The 24,550-nt window shown below is 54.9% G+C and carries 21 protein-coding genes; 9 read left to right on the top strand and 12 right to left on the bottom strand.

The features are described 5' to 3' along the window. Positions 1-21 precede the first annotated feature (21 nt). From A3CY_RS0103820 to A3CY_RS21840, 6 genes are read left to right on the top strand one after another with little or no spacing between them, the layout of a single operon-like run. A complete protein-coding gene (locus tag A3CY_RS0103820; RefSeq protein ID WP_018336578.1) occupies positions 22-1,101 on the top strand; it encodes an ATP-binding protein in 1,080 nt (359 codons plus the stop codon). Positions 1,102-1,117: 16 nt separating this feature from the next. Further along, positions 1,118-3,406, top strand: a complete 2,289-nt coding sequence (locus A3CY_RS0103815) for a DUF5682 family protein (RefSeq protein ID WP_018336577.1) — start codon at positions 1,118-1,120, stop codon at positions 3,404-3,406. 30 nt (positions 3,407-3,436) lie between these two features. After that, positions 3,437-4,558, top strand: coding sequence for a VWA domain-containing protein (locus A3CY_RS0103810; protein WP_018336576.1), 1,122 nt, complete (start codon positions 3,437-3,439; stop codon positions 4,556-4,558). Further along, on the top strand, positions 4,558-5,421 hold the full coding sequence (locus tag A3CY_RS23235; protein ID WP_026207271.1) for a GNAT family N-acetyltransferase: 864 nt from the start codon (positions 4,558-4,560) through the stop codon (positions 5,419-5,421). Before A3CY_RS0103810 ends, A3CY_RS23235 begins: the two co-directional genes overlap by 1 nt. Positions 5,422-5,455: 34 nt before the next feature. Then, positions 5,456-8,125, top strand: a complete 2,670-nt coding sequence (locus A3CY_RS0103800) for a DEAD/DEAH box helicase family protein (protein WP_240388115.1) — start codon at positions 5,456-5,458, stop codon at positions 8,123-8,125. A gap of 48 nt (positions 8,126-8,173) precedes the next feature. Continuing rightward, positions 8,174-9,202, top strand: a complete 1,029-nt coding sequence (locus tag A3CY_RS21840; protein WP_018336573.1) for a YwqG family protein — start codon at positions 8,174-8,176, stop codon at positions 9,200-9,202. Positions 9,203-9,393: 191 nt separating this feature from the next. Here the strand turns inward: A3CY_RS21840 and A3CY_RS0103790 are convergent, their stop codons facing one another. The 3 genes from A3CY_RS0103790 to A3CY_RS23415 all read right to left on the bottom strand — a co-directional run bounded on the left by A3CY_RS0103790 (position 9,394) and on the right by A3CY_RS23415 (position 11,706). Next, positions 9,394-10,623 (bottom strand): mechanosensitive ion channel family protein, encoded by a 1,230-nt coding sequence (locus A3CY_RS0103790; protein ID WP_018336572.1) that lies wholly within the window; start codon positions 10,621-10,623, stop codon positions 9,394-9,396. 115 nt (positions 10,624-10,738) lie between these two features. Beyond that, entirely contained in the window at positions 10,739-11,440 is a 702-nt protein-coding gene (locus tag A3CY_RS21835) for a hypothetical protein (protein ID WP_018336571.1), read from the bottom strand. 134 nt (positions 11,441-11,574) lie between these two features. Further along, positions 11,575-11,706, bottom strand: coding sequence for a hypothetical protein (locus tag A3CY_RS23415; protein ID WP_262483870.1), 132 nt, complete (start codon positions 11,704-11,706; stop codon positions 11,575-11,577). A 130-nt stretch (positions 11,707-11,836) separates the two neighbouring features. Between A3CY_RS23415 and A3CY_RS0103780 the strand changes: the two genes are divergently transcribed. Next, positions 11,837-12,538 (top strand): hypothetical protein, encoded by a 702-nt coding sequence (locus A3CY_RS0103780; protein WP_155828170.1) that lies wholly within the window; start codon positions 11,837-11,839, stop codon positions 12,536-12,538. Between the two features lie 10 nt (positions 12,539-12,548). Here the strand turns inward: A3CY_RS0103780 and A3CY_RS0103775 are convergent, their stop codons facing one another. The 5 genes from A3CY_RS0103775 to bcp all read right to left on the bottom strand — a co-directional run bounded on the left by A3CY_RS0103775 (position 12,549) and on the right by bcp (position 19,398). Then, positions 12,549-15,512 (bottom strand): PEP/pyruvate-binding domain-containing protein, encoded by a 2,964-nt coding sequence (locus A3CY_RS0103775; protein ID WP_018336569.1) that lies wholly within the window; start codon positions 15,510-15,512, stop codon positions 12,549-12,551. A gap of 77 nt (positions 15,513-15,589) precedes the next feature. Continuing rightward, positions 15,590-17,665: a S9 family peptidase gene (locus A3CY_RS0103770; RefSeq protein WP_018336568.1), complete on the bottom strand. Its 2,076-nt coding sequence runs from the start codon at positions 17,663-17,665 to the stop codon at positions 15,590-15,592. 26 nt (positions 17,666-17,691) lie between these two features. Beyond that, complete coding sequence (locus A3CY_RS22845; RefSeq protein ID WP_155828169.1) at positions 17,692-17,829, bottom strand: hypothetical protein; 138 nt, start codon at positions 17,827-17,829, stop codon at positions 17,692-17,694. Between the two features lie 45 nt (positions 17,830-17,874). Beyond that, positions 17,875-18,897 (bottom strand): recombinase RecA, encoded by a 1,023-nt coding sequence (gene recA / locus A3CY_RS0103765; protein WP_018336567.1) that lies wholly within the window; start codon positions 18,895-18,897, stop codon positions 17,875-17,877. A 36-nt stretch (positions 18,898-18,933) separates the two neighbouring features. Continuing rightward, positions 18,934-19,398: a thioredoxin-dependent thiol peroxidase gene (bcp, locus tag A3CY_RS0103760; RefSeq protein WP_018336566.1), complete on the bottom strand. Its 465-nt coding sequence runs from the start codon at positions 19,396-19,398 to the stop codon at positions 18,934-18,936. A 109-nt stretch (positions 19,399-19,507) separates the two neighbouring features. Between bcp and A3CY_RS0103755 the strand changes: the two genes are divergently transcribed. Both A3CY_RS0103755 and A3CY_RS0103750 read left to right on the top strand, forming a co-directional pair. After that, entirely contained in the window at positions 19,508-19,831 is a 324-nt protein-coding gene (locus A3CY_RS0103755; RefSeq protein ID WP_026207270.1) for a DUF4491 family protein, read from the top strand. Between the two features lie 13 nt (positions 19,832-19,844). Further along, a complete protein-coding gene (locus A3CY_RS0103750) occupies positions 19,845-20,264 on the top strand; it encodes a PaaI family thioesterase (protein ID WP_018336564.1) in 420 nt (139 codons plus the stop codon). A gap of 3 nt (positions 20,265-20,267) precedes the next feature. Here A3CY_RS0103750 and uvrB read toward each other — a convergent pair whose 3' ends face one another. From uvrB to A3CY_RS0103730, 4 genes are all read right to left on the bottom strand, one after another. Continuing rightward, positions 20,268-22,268, bottom strand: coding sequence for an excinuclease ABC subunit UvrB (uvrB, locus tag A3CY_RS0103745; protein ID WP_018336563.1), 2,001 nt, complete (start codon positions 22,266-22,268; stop codon positions 20,268-20,270). A 4-nt stretch (positions 22,269-22,272) separates the two neighbouring features. Further along, positions 22,273-22,650, bottom strand: coding sequence for a thioesterase family protein (locus tag A3CY_RS0103740; RefSeq protein ID WP_018336562.1), 378 nt, complete (start codon positions 22,648-22,650; stop codon positions 22,273-22,275). 146 nt (positions 22,651-22,796) lie between these two features. After that, entirely contained in the window at positions 22,797-23,438 is a 642-nt protein-coding gene (locus A3CY_RS0103735; protein ID WP_018336561.1) for an NAD(P)-dependent oxidoreductase, read from the bottom strand. Between the two features lie 28 nt (positions 23,439-23,466). Then, positions 23,467-24,324, bottom strand: coding sequence for a helix-turn-helix domain-containing protein (locus tag A3CY_RS0103730; protein WP_081619421.1), 858 nt, complete (start codon positions 24,322-24,324; stop codon positions 23,467-23,469). Positions 24,325-24,550: the final 226 nt, after the last annotated feature.

Genomic DNA, 24,550 nt, shown 5'->3' with positions numbered 1-24,550 from the left:
TTAAATTAAACAACTTACAATATGGGTTTATTACTAAGACAACACGCGGAGCAACAGTTCGAGGAAGAACTGCACGAGTTAAAGAAAAACGAAACCAACAAGGTTCCGGAGAACTGGCAACTATCCCCGCAATCGGTCGTGACCTATCTGATGGGGGGAACACTAAAGAATGGTTTTCAAATTAGTCCAAAATATATCGGGAACCGTCGGCTGATCGAGATCGCCGTGGCAACCTTGGTCACCGATCGGGCTTTATTGTTATACGGTCTGCCGGGAACGGCAAAGAGCTGGGTAAGCGAACATTTGGCGGCAGCCATATCCGGTGATTCCACGCTGATCGTGCAGGGAACAGCCGGAACGGGCGAGGAAGCTATCCGCTACGGTTGGAACTATGCCAAGTTATTGGCGGAAGGACCCAGCGAGGGGGCTTTAGTGCAGACTCCCGTGATGCGGGCGATGCGGGACGGCAAGCTGGCTCGTATCGAGGAATTGACCCGCGTGGGTTCGGACGTGCAGGACACGTTAATCACCATCCTCTCCGAGAAAACCCTCCCCGTTCCCGAACTGGATAAGGAGATACAGGCTATCCGGGGCTTCAACGTGATCGCTACCGCCAACAATAGGGATAAAGGAGTCAACGAACTCTCGAGTGCCTTGAAGCGTCGTTTCAACACCGTGATCCTGCCTTTGCCCGACACCATCGAGGAAGAAATCGACATCGTGCGCCGCCGCGTGGAAGGATTCTCCACCGTGATGGACATCCCTGCCGAGAAACCGGCACTGGAAGAGATTCGCCGCGTGGTAACCATCTTCCGCGAATTGCGGGGTGGGGCAACCGAGGACGGGAAAACGAAACTGAAAACCCCTTCCGGAACCTTGAGCACCGCCGAAGCCATATCCGTCGTGAATAACGGGCTTGCCATGTCCGGGTATTTCGGCGACGGGCGCCTGAATGCCGTCGACCTCGTGTCCGGTATCATCGGTGCTGTCGTCAAAGACCCCGTGCAAGACCGCGTCGTCTGGCAGGAATACCTCGAAACCGTCGTGAAAGGACGCGACGGGTGGAAGGACATCTATCGCGCGTCCCGCGAAATGCTATAACAGAATAGTTCATGCCATGTCAGACGGAATACATTTTTTAGGTATACGACATCACGGTCCCGGTTCGGCTAAAAACGTGAAAGCCTACTTGGAAGAACTGGAACCGGATATGATATTATTGGAGGGACCGCCCGAGGCAGAACCCTTGCTGCCGGGCGTACTTCACGAGCAAATGAAGCCCCCCGTGGCTTTGCTCGCTTACCAGCCCGACGAACCCAAGCGGGCGGTTTTCTATCCTTTCGCCGGGTTCTCCCCGGAGTGGCAGGCGATGTGTTATGCCGTGAAGCGGGGGATACCGCTCCGTTTCTTCGACTTGCCGCTGGTACATCATTTGGCGTTATGGAAAGAGCGGGAAGAACAAGCGGAGCTGCAAAAAGCTAGCGAAGAGGCGCACGACACGGAAGAAGAGGGGATGCCATCCGCCCCGGGAAACCAACCGGAGGCGGAAGCCTCACCCGTGCCGCCGGAACCGGTGCACGTCGATCCTTTCGCCGCTCTCGCGAAAGCGGCAGGGTACGACGACCCGGAACTTTGGTGGGAAATGAACTTCGAGAATCGCCGGAACAACGAAGAAATATTCCTTGCCGTGCGCGAAGCCGTCACCGCCTTGCGGGAGGCATACCCCGCGATCGACCGGGAAACCTCCCTGCGCGAAGCCTGGATGCGGAAGATGATCCGGGCGGCACAAAAAGAAGGCTGCCAACGTATCGCCGTCATCTGCGGGGCTTGGCACGTGCCCGGGTTGGAGAAAATGCCCGCGCGAAAAGAAGATAACGAACTATTGAAAGGCTTGCCCAAAGTAAAGGTCGAATGCACGTGGATACCGTGGACTTACGACCGTTTGTCCTACCGCAGCGGCTACGGGGCGGGAATCATCTCCCCGGGATGGTACGACCACGTGTGGGATTACCCCGATGACGACGGTACCCGCTGGATGAGTAAAGTGGCAGCCCTATTCCGTGCCCGGGGAATGGACATATCCGTGGCACACGTGATCGAAACGGTACGCTTGGCACAAGTGACGGCGGCCCTGCGGGGATTATCCCGCCCCTCGCTCGAGGAATACAACGATGCCGTCACCACGGTGATGGGCTTCGGCGACCCCGTCGTCCTGCAAATCATCCGGGAGGCACTGGTCATCAGCGACCGCATGGGAGCCGTCCCCGGCGATGTCCCCAAAGTGCCCTTGCTCGTGGACGTGGAGAAACTGTTGAAGCGTTTACGTTTGCCCTTAACCACCGGGATAAAGGAATACAACTTGGACTTGCGCAAGCCGAACGACTTGGAACGGAGTATCGTTTTCCATCGTTTGAACTTGCTCGGGATACGCCTGGCACGCCCCTTGGGAAGCGACGGGAAGGGAACTTTCAAAGAGTCCTGGTCCGTGTACTACGAGCCGGAACAGACGCTCTCTATCATCGAGAAAGCCGTTTGGGGAAATACCTTGGCGGAAGCGGTCGTTGCCTACAACGTGCGTCAGGCCGAAGATATACCCTCCATCTCCGCGCTCGTCGATTTATTGCAACAGGTAATTCCTGCCGACTTGCCCGGCTTGGTGGAGCAAATGACGCGGCGTCTGGATGCCCTCGCCGCCTCCACGACCGACGTGTTGGAAATGATGAAAGCCATCCCCGGCTTGGTAACCGTGGTGCGTTACGGCAGCGTGCGGAACCTCGACTACGCGAAAGTCAACGATATGCTTTACACCATGATGGCGCGCGTACTGGCGGGGGGAGTGTTGGCGTGTGCCAATATCGACGAGGACGCGGCAGCCGACCTGATGGAGAAGTTTATCGCGGTCGATTACGCCGTGGCAACGGCAAACCAGCCGGAACTAATCTCCATGTGGACGGAACTCGTGCGGAAAGTGCGTGAGTCCCGCGGCACCCATCCCCTGTTATCGGGCTATGCCACCCGTCTGCTGCGCGACAAGAATATACTCGGGCACGAGGAAACCGCTCAAACCCTGCAATATTACACTTCCCGCGGCAACGCCGCCTCCGAAACGGCTTTCTGGTTCGAGGGATTCCTGAAATCATCGGGAACCATCCTTCTCCTGGACGAACAATTGTGGGAACTCGTGAACGGTTGGCTGGCTTCTCTCGACGACGGCACCTTCCTAGAACTCCTGCCCATATTAAGGCGCACCTTCAGCGAGTACAGCGTGCCGGAACGGCGGAAACTGGGCGAGAAAGCCAAGGGAACCTCCGGCGTGAAACGCCTGCACGCCGGGAGCGAGGCTTTCAACGCGGAAGATGCCCGGAAAGTCATTCCTTTAATTTGGCAACTCGTGGGAATAAAATAACGATATATTCAATGATTAAAACAGACATTTATGCATGAAGCTCTTTTAAAGAGATGGCGGTTGATACTCGGGGGCGATGAGGCGGACGGCACGGGGATAACGTTAACTCCCGAGGAATCCCGTGTCGACGACGCTTTGCGTGCCTTGTACGACAGTGACCGGCGGGGCGGGCTGGGAGGTTCGGCTCCCAAAGTAAGCCGTTGGCTGGGTGATATTCGGGAATTCTTCCCGCGATCGGTGGTACAGGTGATCCAGAAAGACGCCATAAAACGCTTAAACCTCACCTCTTTGCTCACCGAGAAAGAAATGCTCCAGTCAATCGTCCCCGACGTGCACCTGGTGGCGACGTTGATGTCCTTGAGCCGGGTTATCCCGGAAAAGAACAAGGCGATCGCCCGCGAAGTCGTGCGCAAAGTGGTGGACGAACTGATGAAGAAACTCTCCGCGCCCATGCAACAGGCGGTAGCCGGGGCGTTGAATCGCTCCAGCAGGCGGCGCAACCCCCGTTACAACGAGATCGACTGGAAAACCACCATCGAGAAAAACCTGCGCAACTACCAGCCGGAATACAAAACCATTATCCCGGAAGTGCGCGTCGGCTACGGGCGCAAACGGCGGGCGCTGAAGGACATTGTCCTTTGCCTCGACCAGAGCGGTTCCATGGGCTCGTCGGTCGTCTACTCGGGCATATTCGGTTCCGTGCTGGCTTCCATTCCCTCCGTGCAAACCCGCATGGTGGTCTTCGACACTTCGGTTGTCGACCTGACCGACGACCTGCAAGACCCCGTGGATTTGTTGTTCGGTGTACAGTTAGGCGGGGGCACGGACATCGACCGGGCTTTAGGCTATTGCCAAACCGTCATAACCCGTCCCGCCGACACGGTGCTGGTGCTCGTCACCGACCTTTACGAGGGCGGCAACGAGAAAGGAATGCGCGAGAAGATGGTCGCCCTCGTGCAGAGCGGCGTGCAACTTATCGTGCTGCTGGCGTTGAACGACGACGGGGCGCCTTTCTACGACAAGGAGAACGCCCAATTCCTAGCCGAGCTGGGAGTCCCGGCTTTTGCCTGCACGCCGGATAAATTCCCGGACTTGATGGCAACCGCCCTCGCGAAACAAGATATTAGCGTATGGTTATCAAAAAACAAATGATGAAACAAACGAAGAAAAGTGCCGCGCTCGTCGAGCGTTGCGTCGAAATATGGGAAGCCTCCGTGCGGGCTACCCACCACTTCCTCGCAGAAGGGGCTATCGACTTCTACCGTCCTTTCGTGCGGGAGAATTGCCGCGCGCTGCCTCTCCTCCTGCATTACGAGGGCGACGAAGTCGTGGCGTTCCTGGGGTTGGACGACACCTCCATCGAAATGCTATTCGTGCATCCCGATTACCGGGGCATGGGCATCGGGCGCGACTTGGTGGAGTGGGCGGTCGACGAGTACCACGCCGAAACCGTCACCGTCAACGAGCAGAACGAACAGGCGGTAGGCTTCTACCTCCGCTTGGGGTTCGAGGTCGCGAGCCGGAGCGCCGTCGACGGTTTCGGCGATCCTTACCCGCTCCTGCACCTGCGTTTAAAGAATCCCCGCCTGCGGCTGGTAAAAGTCACGGGCGACAAGAAGCGTTACCTGCCACTCTTGCTGGATGCCGACCCTTCCGAGGAAATGATCGGCCGTTACCTCTCGGCGAGCGAGATGTTCGTGCTCGAGCGGGACGGCGAAGTCATTGGCGAGGCGGTCGTCGACGCCCGGGGTGAAATCAAGAACCTTGCCGTGGCTCCCGCCTGCCAGGGGCAGGGCTACGGGACATACATACTCTCTTCGCTCGCGAAACACTACCGCGGACACTTCGACTGCCTGTGGGTAGGAACCTCCGACTCGCGGGTGGCGTATTACGAACGTTGCGGCTTCGAGCGGGATCACGTGGTCAAAAACTTCTTCACCGACAATTACCCCGAACCCATCATCGACAACGGTCGTCCCTGCGTCGACATGATCTACTTGAAACGACAAATCTAACGGTAACATATTTGCAAACTAACAGACGCGGCATATGGAAATCATGACGAAATTCCCGCCGGAAATCAAATTCAAATACGAGTGGAGGAAATACCAGTCCCGGGTATTAAAGGAATTGGATAACTACTTGTCCAACGGTTCGCTCCACGTCGTGGCGCCCCCCGGTTCGGGGAAAACCGTGCTGGGATTGGAAGTCATGCTCCGCTTGAACCGCCCGACCTTGATACTGGCGCCGTCGCTGGCTATCCGGGATCAATGGATCGACCGTTTCCGGGAGTTATTCCTACAGGTCAACCGCGTCCCCGCGTGGATATCGTGCGATGTCAGGAAGCCCGCCTTCATGACCGTGTGCACTTACCAGGGACTACACGCGGCTTGCAATAACTTGGACGACGGGGAAGGCGCCTCCCCCCGGGCGATAACCCGCGAGCTGAAGCGGCTGGGGGTGAAGACCGTTATTCTAGACGAGGCGCACCACCTGAAAAACGAGTGGTGCGTCTCCCTCGATAGGTTGAAACGGCAACTATCACCCACCATCGTGGGATTGACAGCCACGCCGCCCTACGACGTGACGCTTGCCGAGTGGCAACGCTACATCGAGTTGAACGGCACGGTCGACACGGAGATCACCGTCCCCGAGCTAATCCTCGAGGGCGACCTTTGCCCGCACCAGGATTACGTTTACCTGTCGCTGCCCTCGCCCGAGGAGTACGACCGCATCAGTACCTTCCGTGCCGACATCGACCATCTCTTCCGGGAGATCCGCGAAGATGCCGTTTTCACGGAAGCCATCTCCACCAATTCCGTCTGGACCGACCCCTTGAAACACCTCGAGTGGATATACGGGAATATGCCATTCTACACCTCCATGCTCGTCTTCCTGCACGACGCGGGGAAGGAGATACCCCCGCTACACTTCAAAGTGATCGGGAGCAAGAAGATCAAGATACCCCCGTTAGATTACGCGTGGATGGAAATATTGCTCGACTTCTACCTTCACACCTCCTTCTTTCCCGCCTACGCCGGGCACCGGGAGGCGTTGGAAAACAAGCTGGTCCGGCGGGGAGCCACGGAGAACAAGCAGGTGCACCTCCGCTACAACAGCCGGCTGATGAAGACCTTGACGGCAAGCGTGAGCAAGCTGAACGGCATCGCCGAGATCATCCGTTTCGAGTCGGGACACCTGCAAGACCGCCTGCGCGCGGTAATCCTGACGGATTATATCCGGAAAGAGTACATGACGACTACCCCGGTGAACGATTTGCCTCTCGACCGCCTGGGAGCGGTTCCCGTGTTCGAGAAATTGCGTCGGGAACACGTCGGGACGGGCCGGGTGGGAGTACTGACGGGTTCCCTCGTCGTCGTCCCCGTGGCAGCATTGCCCGCGGTGGAGCGGGTGGCGCGGGAGATAGGGGTATCGTGCGTGGTGTCGCGCGTGTTGCCTTACGACGATACTTACGTGGAGATCGCTGCCACGGGGACGCTAAAGGACGAGATCGTCCGCGTCATCACCCGCGTGTTCGAGGAAGGGGCGATCCGCGTTCTCGTGGGCACGAAAGCGTTGCTCGGCGAGGGATGGGACGCCCCGTGCCTCAATACCCTGGTACTTGCCAGCTTCGTGGGCTCGTTCGTGTCGTCCAACCAGATGCGCGGGCGGGCGATCCGCGTGGAGAAAGGGAACGACGGGAAGACGGGAAATATCTGGCACTTGGTCTGCGTCGACCCGACTTCCCCCTCGGGAGGCGACGACCTGGAGCTGCTGGAACGCCGTTTCCGGGGATTTATCGGCATCTCGAACCTTGCCGACGGGACTATCCAAAACGGCGTGGGGCGCCTGAACATCCCGCCGTCGCTACACGACCGGGAAACCATAGAGCGGAAAAACCTCCAAACCTTTGAAGAAGCGGCAGCCCGCGGCACGCTCCGCCGGCGCTGGGAGGACGGTTTGCGGCAAGGCGTGAACCTGGTGGAGGAAATCAAGGTTCCCTTCGGCGAGGAACGGGCGTACCAGCCCTCGCGGAAACTCTACCTGCGCCGCACGCTTGCCTGCCTGTTTGCCGAGGTCGCTTGCGCGGCATCCATCTTCGGCAACGCTTTGCTGCAAGCTCTGGGACGCGGTCAATTCCGCAATCTCCGCACGGCAAATGATTGGTTATACTTTTTACTGGCGCTTTCCGTGCTTGCTTTCTTCGCTTTCGGGTACAAGGGATTGAAAGCCCTTCGCCTTTACTTGAAATACCGGGATATATCGAAGGATATGCAACAGATCGGGACAGCCCTGCTCGATGCGTTGCGGGAGGAAGGCATCATTACCTCGGGAGAGGCTGTCGCGGTGGCTTCCAGCGACGACGACGGGGCGGTATATTGCCACTTGCGGGGAGGATCGACCTACGAGAAGTCCGTGTTCGTGAACGCCTTGCAGGAAATCGTCGCCCCCGTCGACAACCCCCGTTACGTGATCGTGCGCCAAAGCCTGCTACGGGGACGGATCAAACAGGAGGACTTCCACGCCGTGCCGGAAATACTGGGAAAGAAGAAATCAAGCGCCGAGAACTTCCGCCGGAAATGGGAACACCGGGTAGGGCATTGCCGCCTCGTCTTCACCCGCACGCTGGACGGGCGCGAGTTCCTGCTACACTGCCGTATGAATTCCCTCGCGGCTCGCCTGTCCGATAAGGTCACGCGCGTGAATATTTGGAGATAATCCAATTAATTTCGTACTTTTGACGTGTAATTAAATAAAAACGTGATTATGGGATTTTTATCAAAAATATTCGGTGGTGGCAGTAATGACGGCGAGAAGAAAGAAACTTCGGCGGACAAGATGCTGAAAGTCATTTGCGAGCGAACAACGACAGACTACGCGCGGGTCATCCCCGTGGAAGAAAAGACGATGCCTTGGAACAGCAAGATAGGGGGGCTCCCTTACATGCCGCGGGGCTTCGAGTATCCTTGTGACGAAACCCGGCTGGCGGCAACGCCGGAAGCCGCCGCCGCGGCGCCCGTGCAACAGCCGGTGGCGGCGCTGGATGTGCTGCTCGCGGGTTCCGGACAACCGTCGGTGGAAAACCCGGAAGTGGCTACCGGCAGCGGCTCCCGGTCCGATGTCCCGGCTCCCGGGGAGGCTCCCGAAGCGCGGGAGAAGAAACCGTTGCGCTTCCTCGCCCAGTTGAACTTTGCCGAGATGCCCGCCCTCGAGGGTTTTCCCCGCGAAGGCATATTGCAATTCTACGTCAGTGGCGATGACACCTACGGTTTGAACTTCGAGAACCGTGCCGACCAGAAAGGATTCCGGGTCATTTACCACGAGCGCGTGACGGAGGACCCGTCCGCCCTGCTCCCCGACGTGCCCGAAACCGTCCCGGGCGACAGTTTCCCCGTGTCCGGGGAAAGAAAGCTGACCTTCGAGAAGGATTCCATGCCAATGACCCTTTGGGATTTCCGTTTCGAGAAGTTACTGTTGGACATCTACAACCAGACCCACCCGGACGCCACGGTTCCCAACCTCGACCGGGTAGACGAGTCGGTGCTCGACGGCGTGTATGCCCACACCGAGGTGGAAGGCCACCGCGTGGGCGGCTACCCCTCCTTCACGCAACTCGACCCCCGCGAGTACGACCAGAACTTTCAGGAGCATACCGTCCTGCTTTTCCAGCTCGACTCCGACGACGAGAACGGCATCATGTGGGGCGACCGTGGCGTGTGCAACTTCTTCATCCGCCCCGACGATCTCGCCGCCCGCGACTTTAGCGGGGTGTTGTATAATTGGGATTGCTATTAGGTCCGTAAGGTCCGTAAAGTCCGTAAGGTCGAAAGTCCCGGGTGTCCTTCGGACAGAGTTTACCGGCAGCTCCAGCTGCCATAGATAAAGCGCCCGCAGGGTCCATGGACCTTTGGACTTTACGGACCTTACGGACTTTCGACTAGAACCGAAGGTTCGACTTTACAGACCTTCGACCAGAACCTTCGGTTCTACCTCCCTTCCATCCACTCCATATTCGTCGGGTACTGGAACACCTTTAGTTTAAAAAGCGGGAGGATGGCGAACAGGTGGTCGAAGATATCGGATTGTATCCGCTCGTAACTCACCCATTGTTTATTTGCCGAGAAACAGTATATTTCCAGCGGGATGCCCGTCGGGGTGGGTTGCAGCTGGCGCACCATATGCGTCATCTCGAGATTGATATTCGGGTTGGCGGCAAGCCACGCTTCCATGTATTCGCGGAACGTGCCGAGGTTCGTCAGCCGGCGTTTGTCGAGCGGGTTCTCCACGTTGGCATTGTATTCCCGTATCTCTTGCTGCTTGTTCTCAATATAAGCTTTCAGGAGGGACGATTGTTTCAGGTTCTCCACGTCCTCGTCCGTGAGGTAATGCACGGAATAGATGTCGATATTCACGGAGCGTTTGATGCGCCGTCCGCCGGATTCCTGCATTCCCCGCCAGTTGGTGAACGACTCGGACACCAGCTTGTACGTGGGGATCGTGGAGATCGTCTTGTCCCAGTTCTGCACCTTCACCGTGGTGAGGTTGATCTCGATCACGTCGCCGTCGGCATTGCTGCTGGGCATCACGATCCAGTCGCCGATATTCACCATCCGGTTGGACATCAGCTGTATCCCGGCGACAAACCCGAGGATGGAGTCCTTGAACACCAGCATCAGCACCGCCGACACGGCTCCCAGCCCGGCGAGCAGCGCCAGTGGGTCTTTGTCGATCAGGATACTGATCACGATGATAATAACGGCACAGTAGAAGAATATCTTGATGACTTGTATAAACACCTTGATCGGGCGGTTCTTCGACACGGGATAGCTCTCGTATATCCGGTTGATACCGTCCAGCACGCTCGACACGATGAGCAGTGCGGAAATCACGATCCAGACGTTGAGCATTTTCATGAGGAAAGCAAATTCCGTCCACTCGCATTCCTTGAATATAACCTGTATGGCGATGGGGGAGATCAGCATCCCGAGGCAGTTGAAGAAATGCTGGTCGAACATCAGGTCATCCCAGTTCGTGGCTGTCCGTCGCGTCAGTTTCAGCACGACACGTGCCAGCCAGCGGCGTGTCAGCAGGTGGATGATCCACGTGATAATGCCGATAATGGCAACCAGTGCTAGGAAATAGATCAGGTCAGCCAATCCTTCCGATAGGATACCGAAATGTTGCAACCCGGCGTCGATGTAGTTTTTAATTGTCATGGTGAATTGTTTTTAGTTGGTTTCGCGCACGCCGACAAAGATACGGAAATAATTGATAATCGGAAAAGTCCGAACCGAAGGTTCGGACCTTTGACCAGAACCTTCGGTTCAATTTTTAATTCCCGATCGCGAGGAAGGTGGAGTTGGAGGTGGTTTTCCCGTCGGCGGTCTTCGCGAAAGAGTAGATTTTCAGTTCTTCTGCGGGGATGATTCCGGGGATTACCGTGGTCGTGCTGCCCGACTCGCCCCTGTTCCTCAATTTGACGAGCAGGTTGAAATGCGTTTCCGGGTGGTAGACGATGGCGAACACCTTGTCGTTCGAGTAGGCGTACGCGCCCTCGAAGATGTTCGATTCTTGGCTAAAAACCAGCTTGTACGTCTCGCCTTCCGTTGTCAAGCGCTCTACCGCCACGGTGGGCGTCCAGAGCGGGCCTTCCGCCATGATGAGCTTCTCCCATGCGATGACGCTGGTGAATTCCTCGGGGGCGTGTTTCCGTGGGTCGACCTCCACGTCGGGATCGTTCTTCGTGGTGGTGACCACTTCCTTGCTTTTCTTGTTCAGGCTCGTGAAGCGGTTGCTCCACTTGGTGCCCTTGCTGTCCGGCGGGAAGCTCTCGCGGAACACCCGCTTGAGGTCGCGCGTGAGCGGCACGAGTTCCGTGAAGCCCGAGACGTTCGCTTTTTGCTCGGCATTCAGCACCGGTTTTTTCTGGCTTTTGGCTTTAGAGATGATCTCCCCGCTGGAGATCGTGGCGAAAGTCTCGTTTGCCGAGCTCCCGCTTTTCTTGATCATTCCCGTGTATCTCAGTTTCGGCATAATGATAGGTTTTAGTTAGTAAATCCGAAGACCTCCCGTCACTCTCCGTGGGAGGCTTCAACAAAGGTATGACCTTTATTCATGAAAACAAAATAAAACTAAGATTATTTTTAAGATTATTTTAATAACTTTAACTACACTCTCCCGCTACCACTTCCCGAACGGGGCGTTTCCCTTTGTTCACGCGGGGTAGCGGCGGTGTAGCCGGGGGGTGTATTCGGTATTCCCCGTGCAACTTCCCCATAACTTCCCCATAAGTTCCCCATTAAGGGTAGGGATATATTATGGAATATAAGAATAATTTTGTAAATTTACTTTGGATCTGGAGTGAAGGTGGGGCGGACCGTGATGGCGGGGAGGACGGAGCCCCGTATGTTTAATTTAAAAGAAGGTGTCATGGAAGATTTGGAATCCGGTAAAAAACCGAGGAACAAGTACTCGATCAACGGGGAAACCCGTTACTTGAAAAACGGCGTGGAATGCCGTTGCGCGAGCAAACGCCCGAGGTCGGCGCAAGAGAAAGCCGAGGCTAAGGAACGGGAAACGGACGAGCACAAGGAACAGGAGGCGCTGTTCACCACCGTGGTGTTCACGCTGAAGGCGTTGTTCCGGCAACTGGGGGAGTGGGAGACGTGGAACAGTTTCGCCCGTAAATTGACGATCACGGGCTGGATTCTTTGCAACAAGCTCAATAACTCGTGCTGCGACGTGAACGGGGTGAGGAACTTCCGGGCGTTCGTGTTCAGCCTGGGATGGCTGGCGAACCCGTTGTACACGCGCTTGTCGCGGCAGGGGTGGACGGTGATGCTGGAGTGGGAGGACAGGTGTCACCGGCGGGCGAACCGCGGGACAGACCGGTTGATGATCGGGTATTTTTACCACTCGTACGCCAACGCGCCGCAGGTGATCGTGGACACGGGCGCCACGCGCGCCGACGGACGGGTGGAGTTCACGCTCCCCGGCAAGGGGTTTGACGGGGAGGCGTTGCCCGGGGACGAGGTGGTGCATATTTACCCGTTTTTCACGCGCCCCGACAGGTCGGATTCTTCACGCTCCCTTTATTTCCGCGCCCGCGAGGGGATGGACGAGGAGGTGTAATAATTTTCAATTAATACGTGATTACCGACGTTTGTTTCTTGCCGTCCATCCACACGGTGAGGGGGGCTTTGAAACGCACGTGGCGGGAGTACTTGAATTCCTCGATGACTTCCTGCCGGGCGAGGACGTCGAAGTTGATGAAGGCGTTCCCGTCCTGGAAGGGGATGGCGAAGTAGCCGACGTTCATCGACGTGACGTTGTGGAAGAAGTGCGAACCGAGCGAGGCGTCGAGGGGAAAGTCGGGCAGTCCCTGTTCGACGATGACTTTGGCGTTGGCGATGTCCGACCATTGCACGGGGATGCCCGTCAGCGGGTCGCGGGTTCCCCAGCGACCGGGACCGATAAGCAGGTATTTCTCGCCCTCGAGGGCGACCGTGGCGTTGTGGCGCTTGATTTCTTCGGCGATTTCTTCCGTGCGCAGGCGGTCGAACTTGGCAGGGTCGACGTACACGACGTCGCGAATGTATTGCAGTTTGCCGTTGCCCATGCCCTTGTCGGCACGCAAGAGGACGTGTTCGGCGTCGATGGAAGCGGTTTCGATGTCTATGTTATACTCGTTTTTGATGAGCGGTTTGATTTGCAGGAGGTAGAACACGGGTTTGCCGTTCTCGAAGTTGACGGAAAACTCGAGTTCCACGGGCGACCCGAGGGCTCGCGAGAAGATGTCGAGCAGGGTTTCCAGCGTGGGAGCCAGCGGGAAATAGTCGTATTGCAGTATCTTGGAGAAGTCGATGACGCGGGGTCCACGCGTGGAGAAGTCGTAGGTGACGCGGTCGTTCATGAAGTCGTAGACGGAGGCGGTGTATTCAAGCGTGCCGTCCCGTTCGGCTTCCGCCACGTCGTAGGCTTTTATGGCGGCGTTCTCGCCGTCGTTGTAGAGGTCGTAATCCTGCCGCTCGAGGTCGATGGCGTAGAAATAGCGTTGTGACGACTTTATCTTGTCCTGTGTCGATGCCAGTTGGAGTTTCGGGTAGGCGGGACTGAAACGGTGCGTCCGTTCGCCGCCCACGACGTAGGCGCCGAGCCCGATGGCGGTGACGGCGAACCCGTCCTCCGGCTGGATGTAGGAGAAGGGGTAGAAGTTGTACGATTGCGCCACGCCGCTGATCTCGGGGTAGTAGCGCCCGTTGTGCTCGTTGCCGATGACTTCTTGCAGGATAACCGCCATTTTCTCTTCCTCGATCATGTAGTCGATGGCGTTGAAGTACGCCCGCGATTCGGGCGAGAAGATGGAGGCGTACACCAGCTTGATGGCGTCCTCGACGTCCCGCACGCGCCGTTCGAAGTCGGGGTGGTTGTTGGGCACGAGGTAGGTGGAGTACACGCCCGCGAAGGGCTGGTTGAGCGAGTCCTCGAACAACCCGGAGGAGTGTACCGCCAGCGGTTTGGTCATCACCCGCAGGTATTCACGCAGTGTGCCCCGCAGTTTGTCGGACAGGCGTGCCGCCCGGAAGGCGCCGAGCACGTGGTCGTATTGTTTGTCGGCGTAGATGACGTCGTAAAGGTCGTTGCTCTCGATGAAGTTGTCGAACTCGTCGACGCCGATCACCGCCGTTTTGGGTATAGCCACCCGCAGGTCGGGGATGAGTTTCTTGAGGTAGACGTTCTCGATGAAGTTGGAGAGGAACGCCAGCCCGCGCCCCTTGCCGCCGAGCGATCCTTTGCCGAGGCGGGTGATGTAGCGGTTGGAGTCGACTAGCGCGGGGTTGAAGTTGATGATGCGTCCCCGTAGTTTTTTCAATTTGGATGCCTCGAAGACGTTGGCGATGAACCGCCGTGTTTCCCCGGCATCCTTGAAGTAACTGAAGCTGTAACGCCGCAGTTTTTTGGCGAGGTTGATTTCCGCCCTTGCCATGAGCCACGTGGAGATGCCATTCCGGACGGCGTGGTATTCCAGCGACTCGTCCGGGATGGTCATCAGTTTCTGGCGGAATTCCTCGATGCACGTCGCCTTATCGATGGGGAGCCCGTTGGCGTCCCGGAAGATAAAGTCGCCGAAGCCGAGGTTCTTTTTGATGAAATTGCGAATTTCTCTTGCCAGCGTTAACGAATTCTTGTCTATGAAGGTCGCGTTTACTTCCTTTGCGCGGTGTTCGTTCTCCCGCTCGTGGCTTTGCAGCAGGCAGGGAATGCGGTTGTCGAGCGATTGCACGTGGCGGATGAGGTCGACGCCCGCGTTCTCGTCCTCTATGCCGTGGCGGGGATAGCGCACGTCGGAGATGACGCCGATGATGTTGTCGCGGTAGCGGTCGATGATCTCCATGGCATCCTCGAAGGTGCTTGCCAGTGCCAGTTTCGGGCGTACCCGCATCTTGAGGATAAGCCCCATCTCGTCGTTGGACGGTTCCTCGTCGATGATCGCCTGTGTCTGTGTCATGATCTCGGTGTAGAGGAGGGGCAGGTAGCGGGAATAGTATTTCACGGAGTCTTCGACGACGAGGATTACCCGCACGTCGCCGAGCCGCGTGTCGGCGTCGAGGTTGATTTTGTCCTCGAGGTATTTCGCCATGGCGAGGAATACTTTCGTGGAGCCGTTCCACACGAACACGCGCTCGATGGATTCCCGCACTTCCGCTTCCATCCGCCGGAAATGGGCGAGGTCGGCGTTGTTGTTGACGAGCATTAACTGGTGAATGTCGGGGTACAGCCGCTTGATGCCGCGGCTCGTGGTGATGGGCATCTCTTTGTCGAGCCCCGCCATGATGATAATGAGGTCGAAATGTTTGCGAGCCAGCTGCTGCAACGCCGCTTCCTCGTTCGCCACGGAGGTGAAGCGGGGGGCGGTATAGAGGTTCAGTTGCAGGTACTCGCCGAATATCTTGTCGGAGAATTGTCCCTCGCGCTCGATGGTGTAGGCGTCGTAGTAGTTGGCGATTAACAGTATCTCCTTTACTTTGAAGGGCATGAGTTCCTCGAAGATGTCGCGGTCGCTTTTCTTGCGCTTGTATATTCTGTTCAGGTCTATATTTTTCATAGTAGTTCGTGTTTACGGTATTACGCGGGGAATGGTTGTAAAAAACGAGGTTCAATTGAACCTCGTTTTTTACAGTTTTATTTCAGCCACTTGTCTAACCAGGCGGCAAAGGTGCGTTGCCAGAGGATGCCGTTCTGGCAACCGAGTACCCAGTGGCATTCCTCCGGGAAGTAGAGGTATTGGGCGGGTATGCCGCGCATGCGGGCGGCGTTGAAGGCGCCCATGCCTTGCGAGGCGTCGATGCGGAAGTCCTTCTGCCCGTGGATAACCAAGATAGGGGTATCCCACTCGCCGACGAATTTGTGCGGGGAGTTGTCGAAGGTGCGTTGCGCTGTCTTGTTCGCCTTGTCCCACGGTGCGCCGCCCATATCCCATTGGGCGAACCACATCTCTTCGGTGTTGAAGTATTGCATTTCCATGTTGAAGATGCCGCAGTGGGCGATGAATGCCTTGAAGCGTTTGTCATGATGCCCGGCGAGGTAGAAGACGGAGTAGCCGCCGTAGGAGGCCCCGACGCACCCGAGGCGGTCAGCGTCGATGTAGGGTTCTTTTTTCATCTCGTCGATGGCGGAGAGGTAGTCGCGGATGTTCTGGCCGGAATAGTCACCGCTGATCTGCTCGTTCCATTCCTGGCCGAATCCCGGGAGGCCGCGGCGGTTGGGGGCAACGATGATGTAGCCGTTTGCCGCCATCATCTGGAAGTTCCAGCGGTAGCTCCAGAATTGGCTGACGGTGCTCTGGGGTCCGCCCTCGCAGTAGAGGATGGCGGGATATTTTTTGGCAGGGTCGAAGTGGGGCGGGTAGATGATCCACGTGAGCATTTGTTTGCCGTCGGTGGTGCGGATCCAGCGGGATTCCACTTTGCCCATGGTGAGCTGGTCGAGTATCGGTTTGTTGACGAACGAGAGTTCCGTGTCTTTGCCCGTGGCGGGGTCTACCTTGTAGATTTCGGCGGGTTTGCTCATGGATACTTTCGTGGCGATGAGGTAGCCGTCGACGGGGAGGACGGAGGTGTAGTTGTGCACGCCGGAGGTGAGCTTGGTGATGGCGCCGTCGTTGAGGGTCAGGCGGTAGATCTCGTCCGTGGCGTGGTGGTCGGAGATGAAGTAGAGCGTGTTGTTGTCCGCCCAGGCGAGCGAGCCGACGTTCTGGTCGAAGTCGCGGGTGTATTCCTTTTTCTCCCCGGTTTTGAGGTTCATGACGAAGAGGCGGATTTTGTCAGCCTCGTACCCGTCACGTTCCATGCTTTCCCATGCCATGAGTTCGCCGTTGGGTGAAATCACTTGGTTTTGGTCGTATCCCATCATGCCTTCGGTGAGGTTGGCGGTTTTGCCCGTGTTCACGTCATAGCGGTATAAATCCGTGTTGGTGGAGAAGGCGTACGCTATGCCTTCTTTCTTGCGTGCCATGTAGATGACGCTCCGGCTGTCCGGCGTCCATGCCAGTTGCTCGATGCCTCCCCACGGGCGGACGGGGGATTCCCAGTGCTCGCCTTCCATGATGTCCTTGCCGGTGGTGACCATTTGCCCCGCGATGTAGTCGGCAACGAACGGGTGGGTGTACGCCTCAACCCAGTCGTTCCAGTGGCGGTAGAACTGGTCGTTGATGAGGCGGGCGTTTGCCTTCGGGAGGTCGGGGTGCAGGTCATGCACGTCTTTCTCGAGTTTCACGTCCTTCAAGTAGAGGAGTTTGGATTTGTCCGGGGAAAAGAGGAATCCGCCGATGCCGCCTTCCACGTTGGTGAGCTGCCGGAGGTCGCTGCCGTCCGGGTTCATTTCCCATAGCTGGACGGAGCCGGATTTCCCGCACATGAAGGCAATTTTGTTGTCTGATGTCCAGGTGGAGCCGAATTCTTTGTAATCCGTGTTTGTCAATTGTTTGGTGGTGCCGTCGGCAAGGTTCATGATGTAGAGGTCGGTGTACGAGCGGTCTTCTTCTTTGTTGAAGTAGGTGACCTCGTAGACGAGCGATTTCCGGTCGGGAGATACGCTCATCCCGCCGATTCTACCGAATGACCATAATACCTCGGGTGTCATCACGTCGGATGTCAGTTTCATATCCGGTGTTTTATAACTTGGTTTTACCGCTTCTTTCGGGCTATCGCACGACACGACGGATAGCAGGATGAGGGCGGAGAATAAACTGTTTTTCATTGTCTTTTTAGCTGTTTAATAAGGGTTTATAAGGTCGGACCTTCGGTTCTGGTCGAAGGTCCGTAAGGTCCATAAGGTCCGAAGGTCTGTAAGGTCCCGAGTGTCCTTCGGACAGAGTTTACCGGCAGCGTTGCTGCCGTGGACAAAGCGCCCGCAGGGTCCATGGACCTTTGACTTTATGGACTTTATGGACTTTCAGACTCATGGACTTATTTCGTGGCCGGTTGCACGCCGCTTTTCATTGCCTCGACGATTTTGGCGGTGAGTTCCTCGGCAAGTTCCGGGTTGTCCATGACAAGTTGTTTCACGGTTTCCCGTCCTTGTCCCAGTTTGCTTTCCCCGTAAGAGAACCAGCTGCCGCTTTTCTTGATGACGTTGTATTCCACGCCAAGGTCAACGATCTCGCCGGAACGGGAGATGCCCTCGCCGTACATGATGTCGAACTCTGCCTTTTTGAATGGAGGGGCTACTTTGTTCTTGATGACCTTGACGCGGGTGTGGTTACCGAATATTTCCTCGCCGTCTTTGATCTGACCGATGCGGCGGATGTCAAGGCGCACGGAAGCGTAGAATTTCAAGGCGTTACCCCCGGTGGTCGTCTCGGGGTTGCCGAACATGACGCCGATTTTGTCGCGCAGCTGGTTGATGAAGATGCAGCAGGTGTTGGTCTTGCTGATGGTTCCCGTCAGTTTGCGCAGGGCTTGTGACATGAGGCGAGCCTGCAATCCCATCACGCTGTCGCCCATGTCGCCCTCGATCTCGGCTTTCGGCGTGAGCGCGGCGACGGAGTCGATGACGATGATGTCGATGGCGGAGGAGCGGATGAGTTGCTCGGCGATCTCGAGGGCTTGTTCCCCGTTGTCGGGTTGCGAGATGAACAGGTTGTTCACGTCAACGCCCAGTTTCTCGGCGTAGGTGCGGTCGAAAGCGTGTTCGGCGTCGATGATGGCGGCGATACCACCCGCTTTCTGCGCCTCGGCGATGGCGTGGATGGCGAGGGTGGTTTTACCGGAGGACTCGGGTCCGAATATCTCGATGACACGCCCCCGCGGGTACCCGCCGACGCCCAGCGCCCTGTCCAGCCCGATGGAGCCGGAGGGGATAGCCGCCACGTCTTCTACTACATTATCTCCAAGTTTCATGACACTTCCCTTGCCGAAGTTTTTCTCTATCTTGTCGAGGGTAAGTTGAAGTGCTTTTAACTTGTCTTGGTTGGTTTCTGCATTTGCCATAAATTTATTTATTTTAGATTTAATTGATTCTGTGATTTAGTGATTCAAGATGTCAAGGATTTGTTGCGCGTGATCCTTGGTGTTCACTTTCGTGATGATTTTCCGGATGGTTCCGTCCCCGTCGATGATGAAGGTGGTGCGCACGACGCCCATGTAAGTCCTGCCGTACATCTTTTTCTCTGCCCACACGCCGTAGGTTTCCAGTATCTTTTTGTCGGTGTCGGCGATGAGGTTGAACGAGAGGTTGTATTTCGCGATGAATTTCGCGTGGGAGCTTGCCGAGTCGGGGCTGACTCCCACGACCTCGAACCCTTTGCCCGCGAGGGAGGAATACCCGTCGTTCAGGCTGCAAGCTTCTGCCGTGCATCCCGATGTGTTGTCTTTCGGGTAGAAGTACAGTATTAGTTTTTTCCCTTTGAAATCGTCGGACGTGATCTTTTTTCCGTCTTGGTTTATTCCCTCGAAATAAGGGGCTTTTTCTCCTTCTTTCAATGTTGTCATAATCGTTTAAAGTTAATTCCCGTTGTCCCTCACAAAAGTAGGAATATTTTGGAGAATTAAGGTAGTGTTCGTGAATATTTGTACATTCGCGGGAGTCTAAAAAATGTTTATGGAATTTGTTGATACATACAATTTGACCGGGTTGATTATCGGGATTTGTACATTCCTGATTATCGGGATATTTCACCCCGTGGTGGTGAAAGCGGAATATTACTGGGGCACGGGGTGCTGGTGGATTTTCCTCGTGTTGGGTATCGCGGGGACGGTGGCGGCGTTGTGGGTGACCGACGTGTTGTGGTCGTCGTTGCTCGGGGTATTTGCCTTCTCTTCTTTCTGGACGATCAAGGAGCTTTTCGAGCAGGAGGAACGCGTGCGGAAAGGATGGTTTCCCGCCAATCCGAAGAAGAAAAAACAATTGAAAGTTGAGAATTGAAAATTGAAAATGAATGGATAGTTTAGCAGTTTTGGAACAGATGAACCGGGAATGCCGGGGTACGTTGATGGAAGCATTAGGTATCGAGTTTACCGGGGTTGGCGAGAATTGGTTGGAGGCACGGATGCCGATTGATGAACGGACGATGCGTCCCGGAAGATTGTTGCACGGTGGAGCGATCATGGCTCTCGTGGAAACGGTGGGAAGCGGACTGACGTATATCGGGGTATTGCGGGAAGAAAACCACGTGTTCGGGATCGAGATTAACGGCAATCATATCCGCAAGGCGCAAGGTGATTACGTGGTGGGGCGGGCAGAGTTTATCCACAAGGGGCAACGTACCCATGTCGTGTCGGTTAACGTGACGGACGAGTTCGGTAATTTGGCTTCCGTGTGTAGGATCACGAACGTGGTTTTGCCGAAGGGGGGGTAAGGTTTATAAACCCTTTATCGCGGCTTCGAGCTTGAACATTTCGTCACGCAGGCGGGCGGCTTCGAGGAAGTCCATTTCTTTGGCGGCTTTCTGCATGGCGGCTTTGGTTTTTTGCAACATCTTTTCCAGTTCGGGTTTGCTCATGTAGGCGGTGACGGGGTCGGCTGCCATATTGATATGCTCTTCTTCGACGTAAGCCCGTGAGGTTTCTTTTAGTACGGATTCCGTTGATTTGCGGATTTGGGTGGGAGTGATGTTGTGTTGGCGGTTGTACTCCATTTGTTTTTCCCGGCGGTAGTTGGTTTCGTCGATGGTTTCCTGCATGGAGCGGGTGATGGTGTCGGCGTACATGATCACCTTCCCGTTCAGGTTGCGGGCGGCACGACCGGATGTCTGTATCAGGGAACGTGCCGAGCGCAGGAATCCTTCTTTGTCGGCGTCGAGGATAGCCACGAGGGAAACTTCCGGCATATCGAGTCCTTCGCGCAAGAGGTTGACCCCGACGATGACGTCGATGACGCCTTTCCGCAGGTTCTCGATGATCTGCACCCGTTCGAGCGTGTCGACGTCGGAGTGGATGTACTGGCATTTGATGCGAATACGGTCTAAATATTTGCTTAACTCCTCCGCCATACGCTTCGTGAGGGTGGTAACGAGTACGCGTTCCCCGATCTCGATGCGTTGCTGTATCTCGTTGACAAGGTGGTCGATCTGGCTTTTGCTGGGAACAATCTCTATCTCCGGGTCAAGGATTCCGGTCGGTCGGATGATCTGTTCCACGACGACGCCCTCGCATTTTGCCAGTTCGTAATCGGCAGGGGTGGCACTGACGTATATGGTTTGCCCCGTGTTTGCCTCGAATTCCTCGAAGGTGAGGGGGCGGTTGTCAAAAGCGGCGGGAAGGCGGAAGCCGTATTCCACGAGCGTTTGTTTCCGGGAACGGTCGCCGCCGTACATGGCTCTGACTTGCGGCAGGGTCACGTGCGATTCGTCGACGACGAGGAGGAAGTCCCGCGGGAAGTAGTCCAGCAGGCAGAAGGGACGTACACCCGCGGCACGCCCGTCCAAGTAACGGGAGTAGTTTTCGATGCCGGAACAGTATCCCAGTTCCCGAATCATTTCGAGATCGTAGTTCACCCGTTCTTCCAATCGCTTTGCTTCCAGGTGTTTCCCAACAGAGTTGAGAAACTCTACTTGCACGGTGAGGTCATGACCGATGTCGTGGATAGCCTTTTCCAAGGTGGTTTTGTCCGTGACGAATAGGTTCGCCGGGTAAATGTTCAGGTTTTCCATCTCGTCCACGGTTTTCCCGGTTTGGGGGCTGAACGAGGTGATGCGGTCGATTTCGTCGTCCCAGAATTCTATCCGGTAGGCGATGCCCTCGAAGGTTTCGATGGAGGGGAAGATGTCGATCGTTTCCCCTTTTGCCCGGAAACTTCCCCGCTTGAACTCCAGTTCGTTGTTCACGTAAAGGGCATCCACCAGTCGGCGCAGCAGTTGGTTGCGGCCAATCTTCTGTCCCCGGCGCAGGAGGATGATATTCGACCCGAAAGCGGTCGGGTCTGCCATGCCGTAGAGGCAGGACACGGACGAAACCACGATCACGTCCCGCCGCCCGGAAAGGAGGGAGGCGGTAGCCCGTAGCCGTAGCTTGTCGATCTCGTCGTTTATGGCGAGGTCTTTCTCTATATATGTATTCGTGGTCGGAAGGTAGGCTTCCGGCTGGTAATAGTCATAGTAAGAAACAAAGTATTCCACCGCATTTTCCGGGAAGAACGACTTGAACTCGGAGTACAACTGGGCGGCTAGTGTCTTGTTGTGGCTTAATATGAGGGTAGAGCGTTGTACTTGGTTGATGACGTTAGCAATCGTGAATGTCTTCCCCGAACCCGTGACACCCAGCAATACCTGTCCCGGGGTATCTTCTTCAAGTCCCCGTGTTAATTGTTTTATCGCTTCCGGCTGGTCCCCGGTGGGTTGGAATTCTGAGGTGAGTTTGAACATGCAATTATTGAAGTTTGTTCATGAATTTCTCCGGGTTGATCACGAAGCGGTCGTGGACGGCAGAGCCGATGGGGGCGGTTTCGTCCCATGCTTCTATTTCGAAGCGGATACGGCGACCGTCTACCCCGGTGATCGTGGCTTTGCAGCCTACTTTCTTGCCGACGGCAGTGGCTTTGACGTGTTTCGTGTTGATCTCGATGCCCACGGTGTCGCTGTCGGCATCGAGCATTCCTTCCAGACATTTGATCGCCGTGTTTTCCATCAAACCGACCATTGCCGGGGTGGCGAATACTTCCAGTTTTCCCGAGCCGTAAACGGCGGCGGTGTCCTTATGTTGTACTATTATTTCTTGCGTGTACGAGTGTCCTATTTTTATTTCCATGGTGATGTAAATTTGATTTACAAAGTTACTGAAAATCTCTAGAAATACCGCAGGAAAAGAGAGGAAATACACTGAATGGCTTCGTTTGGTTTACATGGTCTAATTATATTCTTTTGTATAACTTGTTTTTTTAGGTTATTGATATTTTAATTACTAATAGTCGGAATCTGTTTCAAGAAACTGCTGTCCGTCAATTGATTTACTATGAATACAGCCATGTCTGCCGCAGAAATGCTGAATTTCAGTCCTTTTCCATCCTGTGTGGCATTTACTTTTCCTGTAGCCGGACGTTCTTTGACGGTGGTACAACGCACAATAGTCCAGTCAAGCCCGCTTGTTTTAATCATCGGTTCCATGCGATTCTTGTCGTCAATGATAGCCTGAAACCATTTCATGAACAACGGCAATACAAGTTTCCGATATATCCAAGGAAGAAAGGTCAAGCTGTTTCCGGCTCCGATAACACTAATGGCAACCAAACGTTTTACATTCATTTGCTCCATTTCTGTCATAATGATTTTGTTGGCTTCTGAGACAATGCTCGTCGGCTTACCATCGCCTTTACCTCCGATTCCCAACGTTTGGATTACAGCCTCCTGACCTTTCAGTACGGTACGGACAACATTCTTGTCTGTTACATTGCCTTCCACAACGTGCAGGTGTTCATGTCGGGTGGTAACTTTTCTCGCATCGCGTGTCAGTATTGTAACCTCATGACCTTTTTTTAATGCTTCATTAACGACAGCATTCCCTACGATACCTGTCGCGCCAAATACTACAATTTTCATAAATATATTCGTTTTAATGATTTATAAGTCAATCCTGTAATCTTCTCTCCCGAAATTCCGACGGCGAGCAGCCTTCATGGTGCTTGAAATAACGTCCGAAAGTGGACTGGTCGGGGAAATTCAGACGATCTGCAATCTCCTTTATACTCATTTCCGAGCATTTCAAATATTGCCTGGAAAAAGTCATGGTAACGTTACCTATCCACTGCAAAGCACTTTGTCCGCTCCTTTCCCTGATGATGGACGAGAAATAGTAAGGTGAAAGATGCTGCTCATTGGCGTAATACTGCACCATGCGTTGCCTATGGCAATTCTCGTATACCGAAACAAGAAAGCGGTTGAGTATTGTGTCTTCTTTGGTCTGTGGCATTGCCTCCACTGGCGTGTTGCAGAAATAGACTTCAAGCACTTTCAGGCAAAGGGCATAACGCAGATAGCGCATACAATCCGCACGGGTCGTTTCTGTAAGTTCCTTGTGTTTAGCTGGCAAATTATCTTTCGCGGTTGTGGATTGCCCGTTTTCCCGTACCATATTATATAGGCGTATCATTTCATCAGCCTGCATTTCCGATATTTTTACACAAGGAGAATTGCGCACCTGCAACCGTTTCCGTATGTCTATCGGACTGAGAACCGGATGATATGTTTTCACATCGTCTTCCTCCAGAATGCCTTTCAAATCCGGACTTTTTTCAAGTATTTGGAAAAACGTGTTAGGAGCATAAATACATAGGTAGTTACGGGATATTTGATAAGTATTCGAACCTAATAATATCCGCGCTGTACCTTCCCTGCAAAGAAAGAAACCGTATTTATGAACCGACACCATGTAATGATTGGCATTAAGATCATCTATTTTCAAAGGTCGTTTATATGATAGCATCATTTTGAATTTTGTATAATTTGCAAGGGTAAAATTAGAGAATATATCACAAAGTATTATTAAACAAAGTACGTTAATTTAGCTTCATTTGGTAAATTGCACAATCTTCCATTAAAATTGAATAGGATGATCCCATGAAAACCTATAAATAAAGAGGTTATAAAAGTCTTCCAGAATTACCAAAATATCCTATAAGTACCGCTCTTTTAAGAAGATTTTGAGATTTATG

It is taken from the genome of Butyricimonas synergistica DSM 23225, assembly GCF_000379665.1.
Lineage (GTDB): Bacteria > Bacteroidota > Bacteroidia > Bacteroidales > Marinifilaceae > Butyricimonas > Butyricimonas synergistica.
The sequence above is the reverse complement of the archived record's forward strand: the minus strand, read 5'-3'. Positions and strand labels throughout refer to the sequence as shown.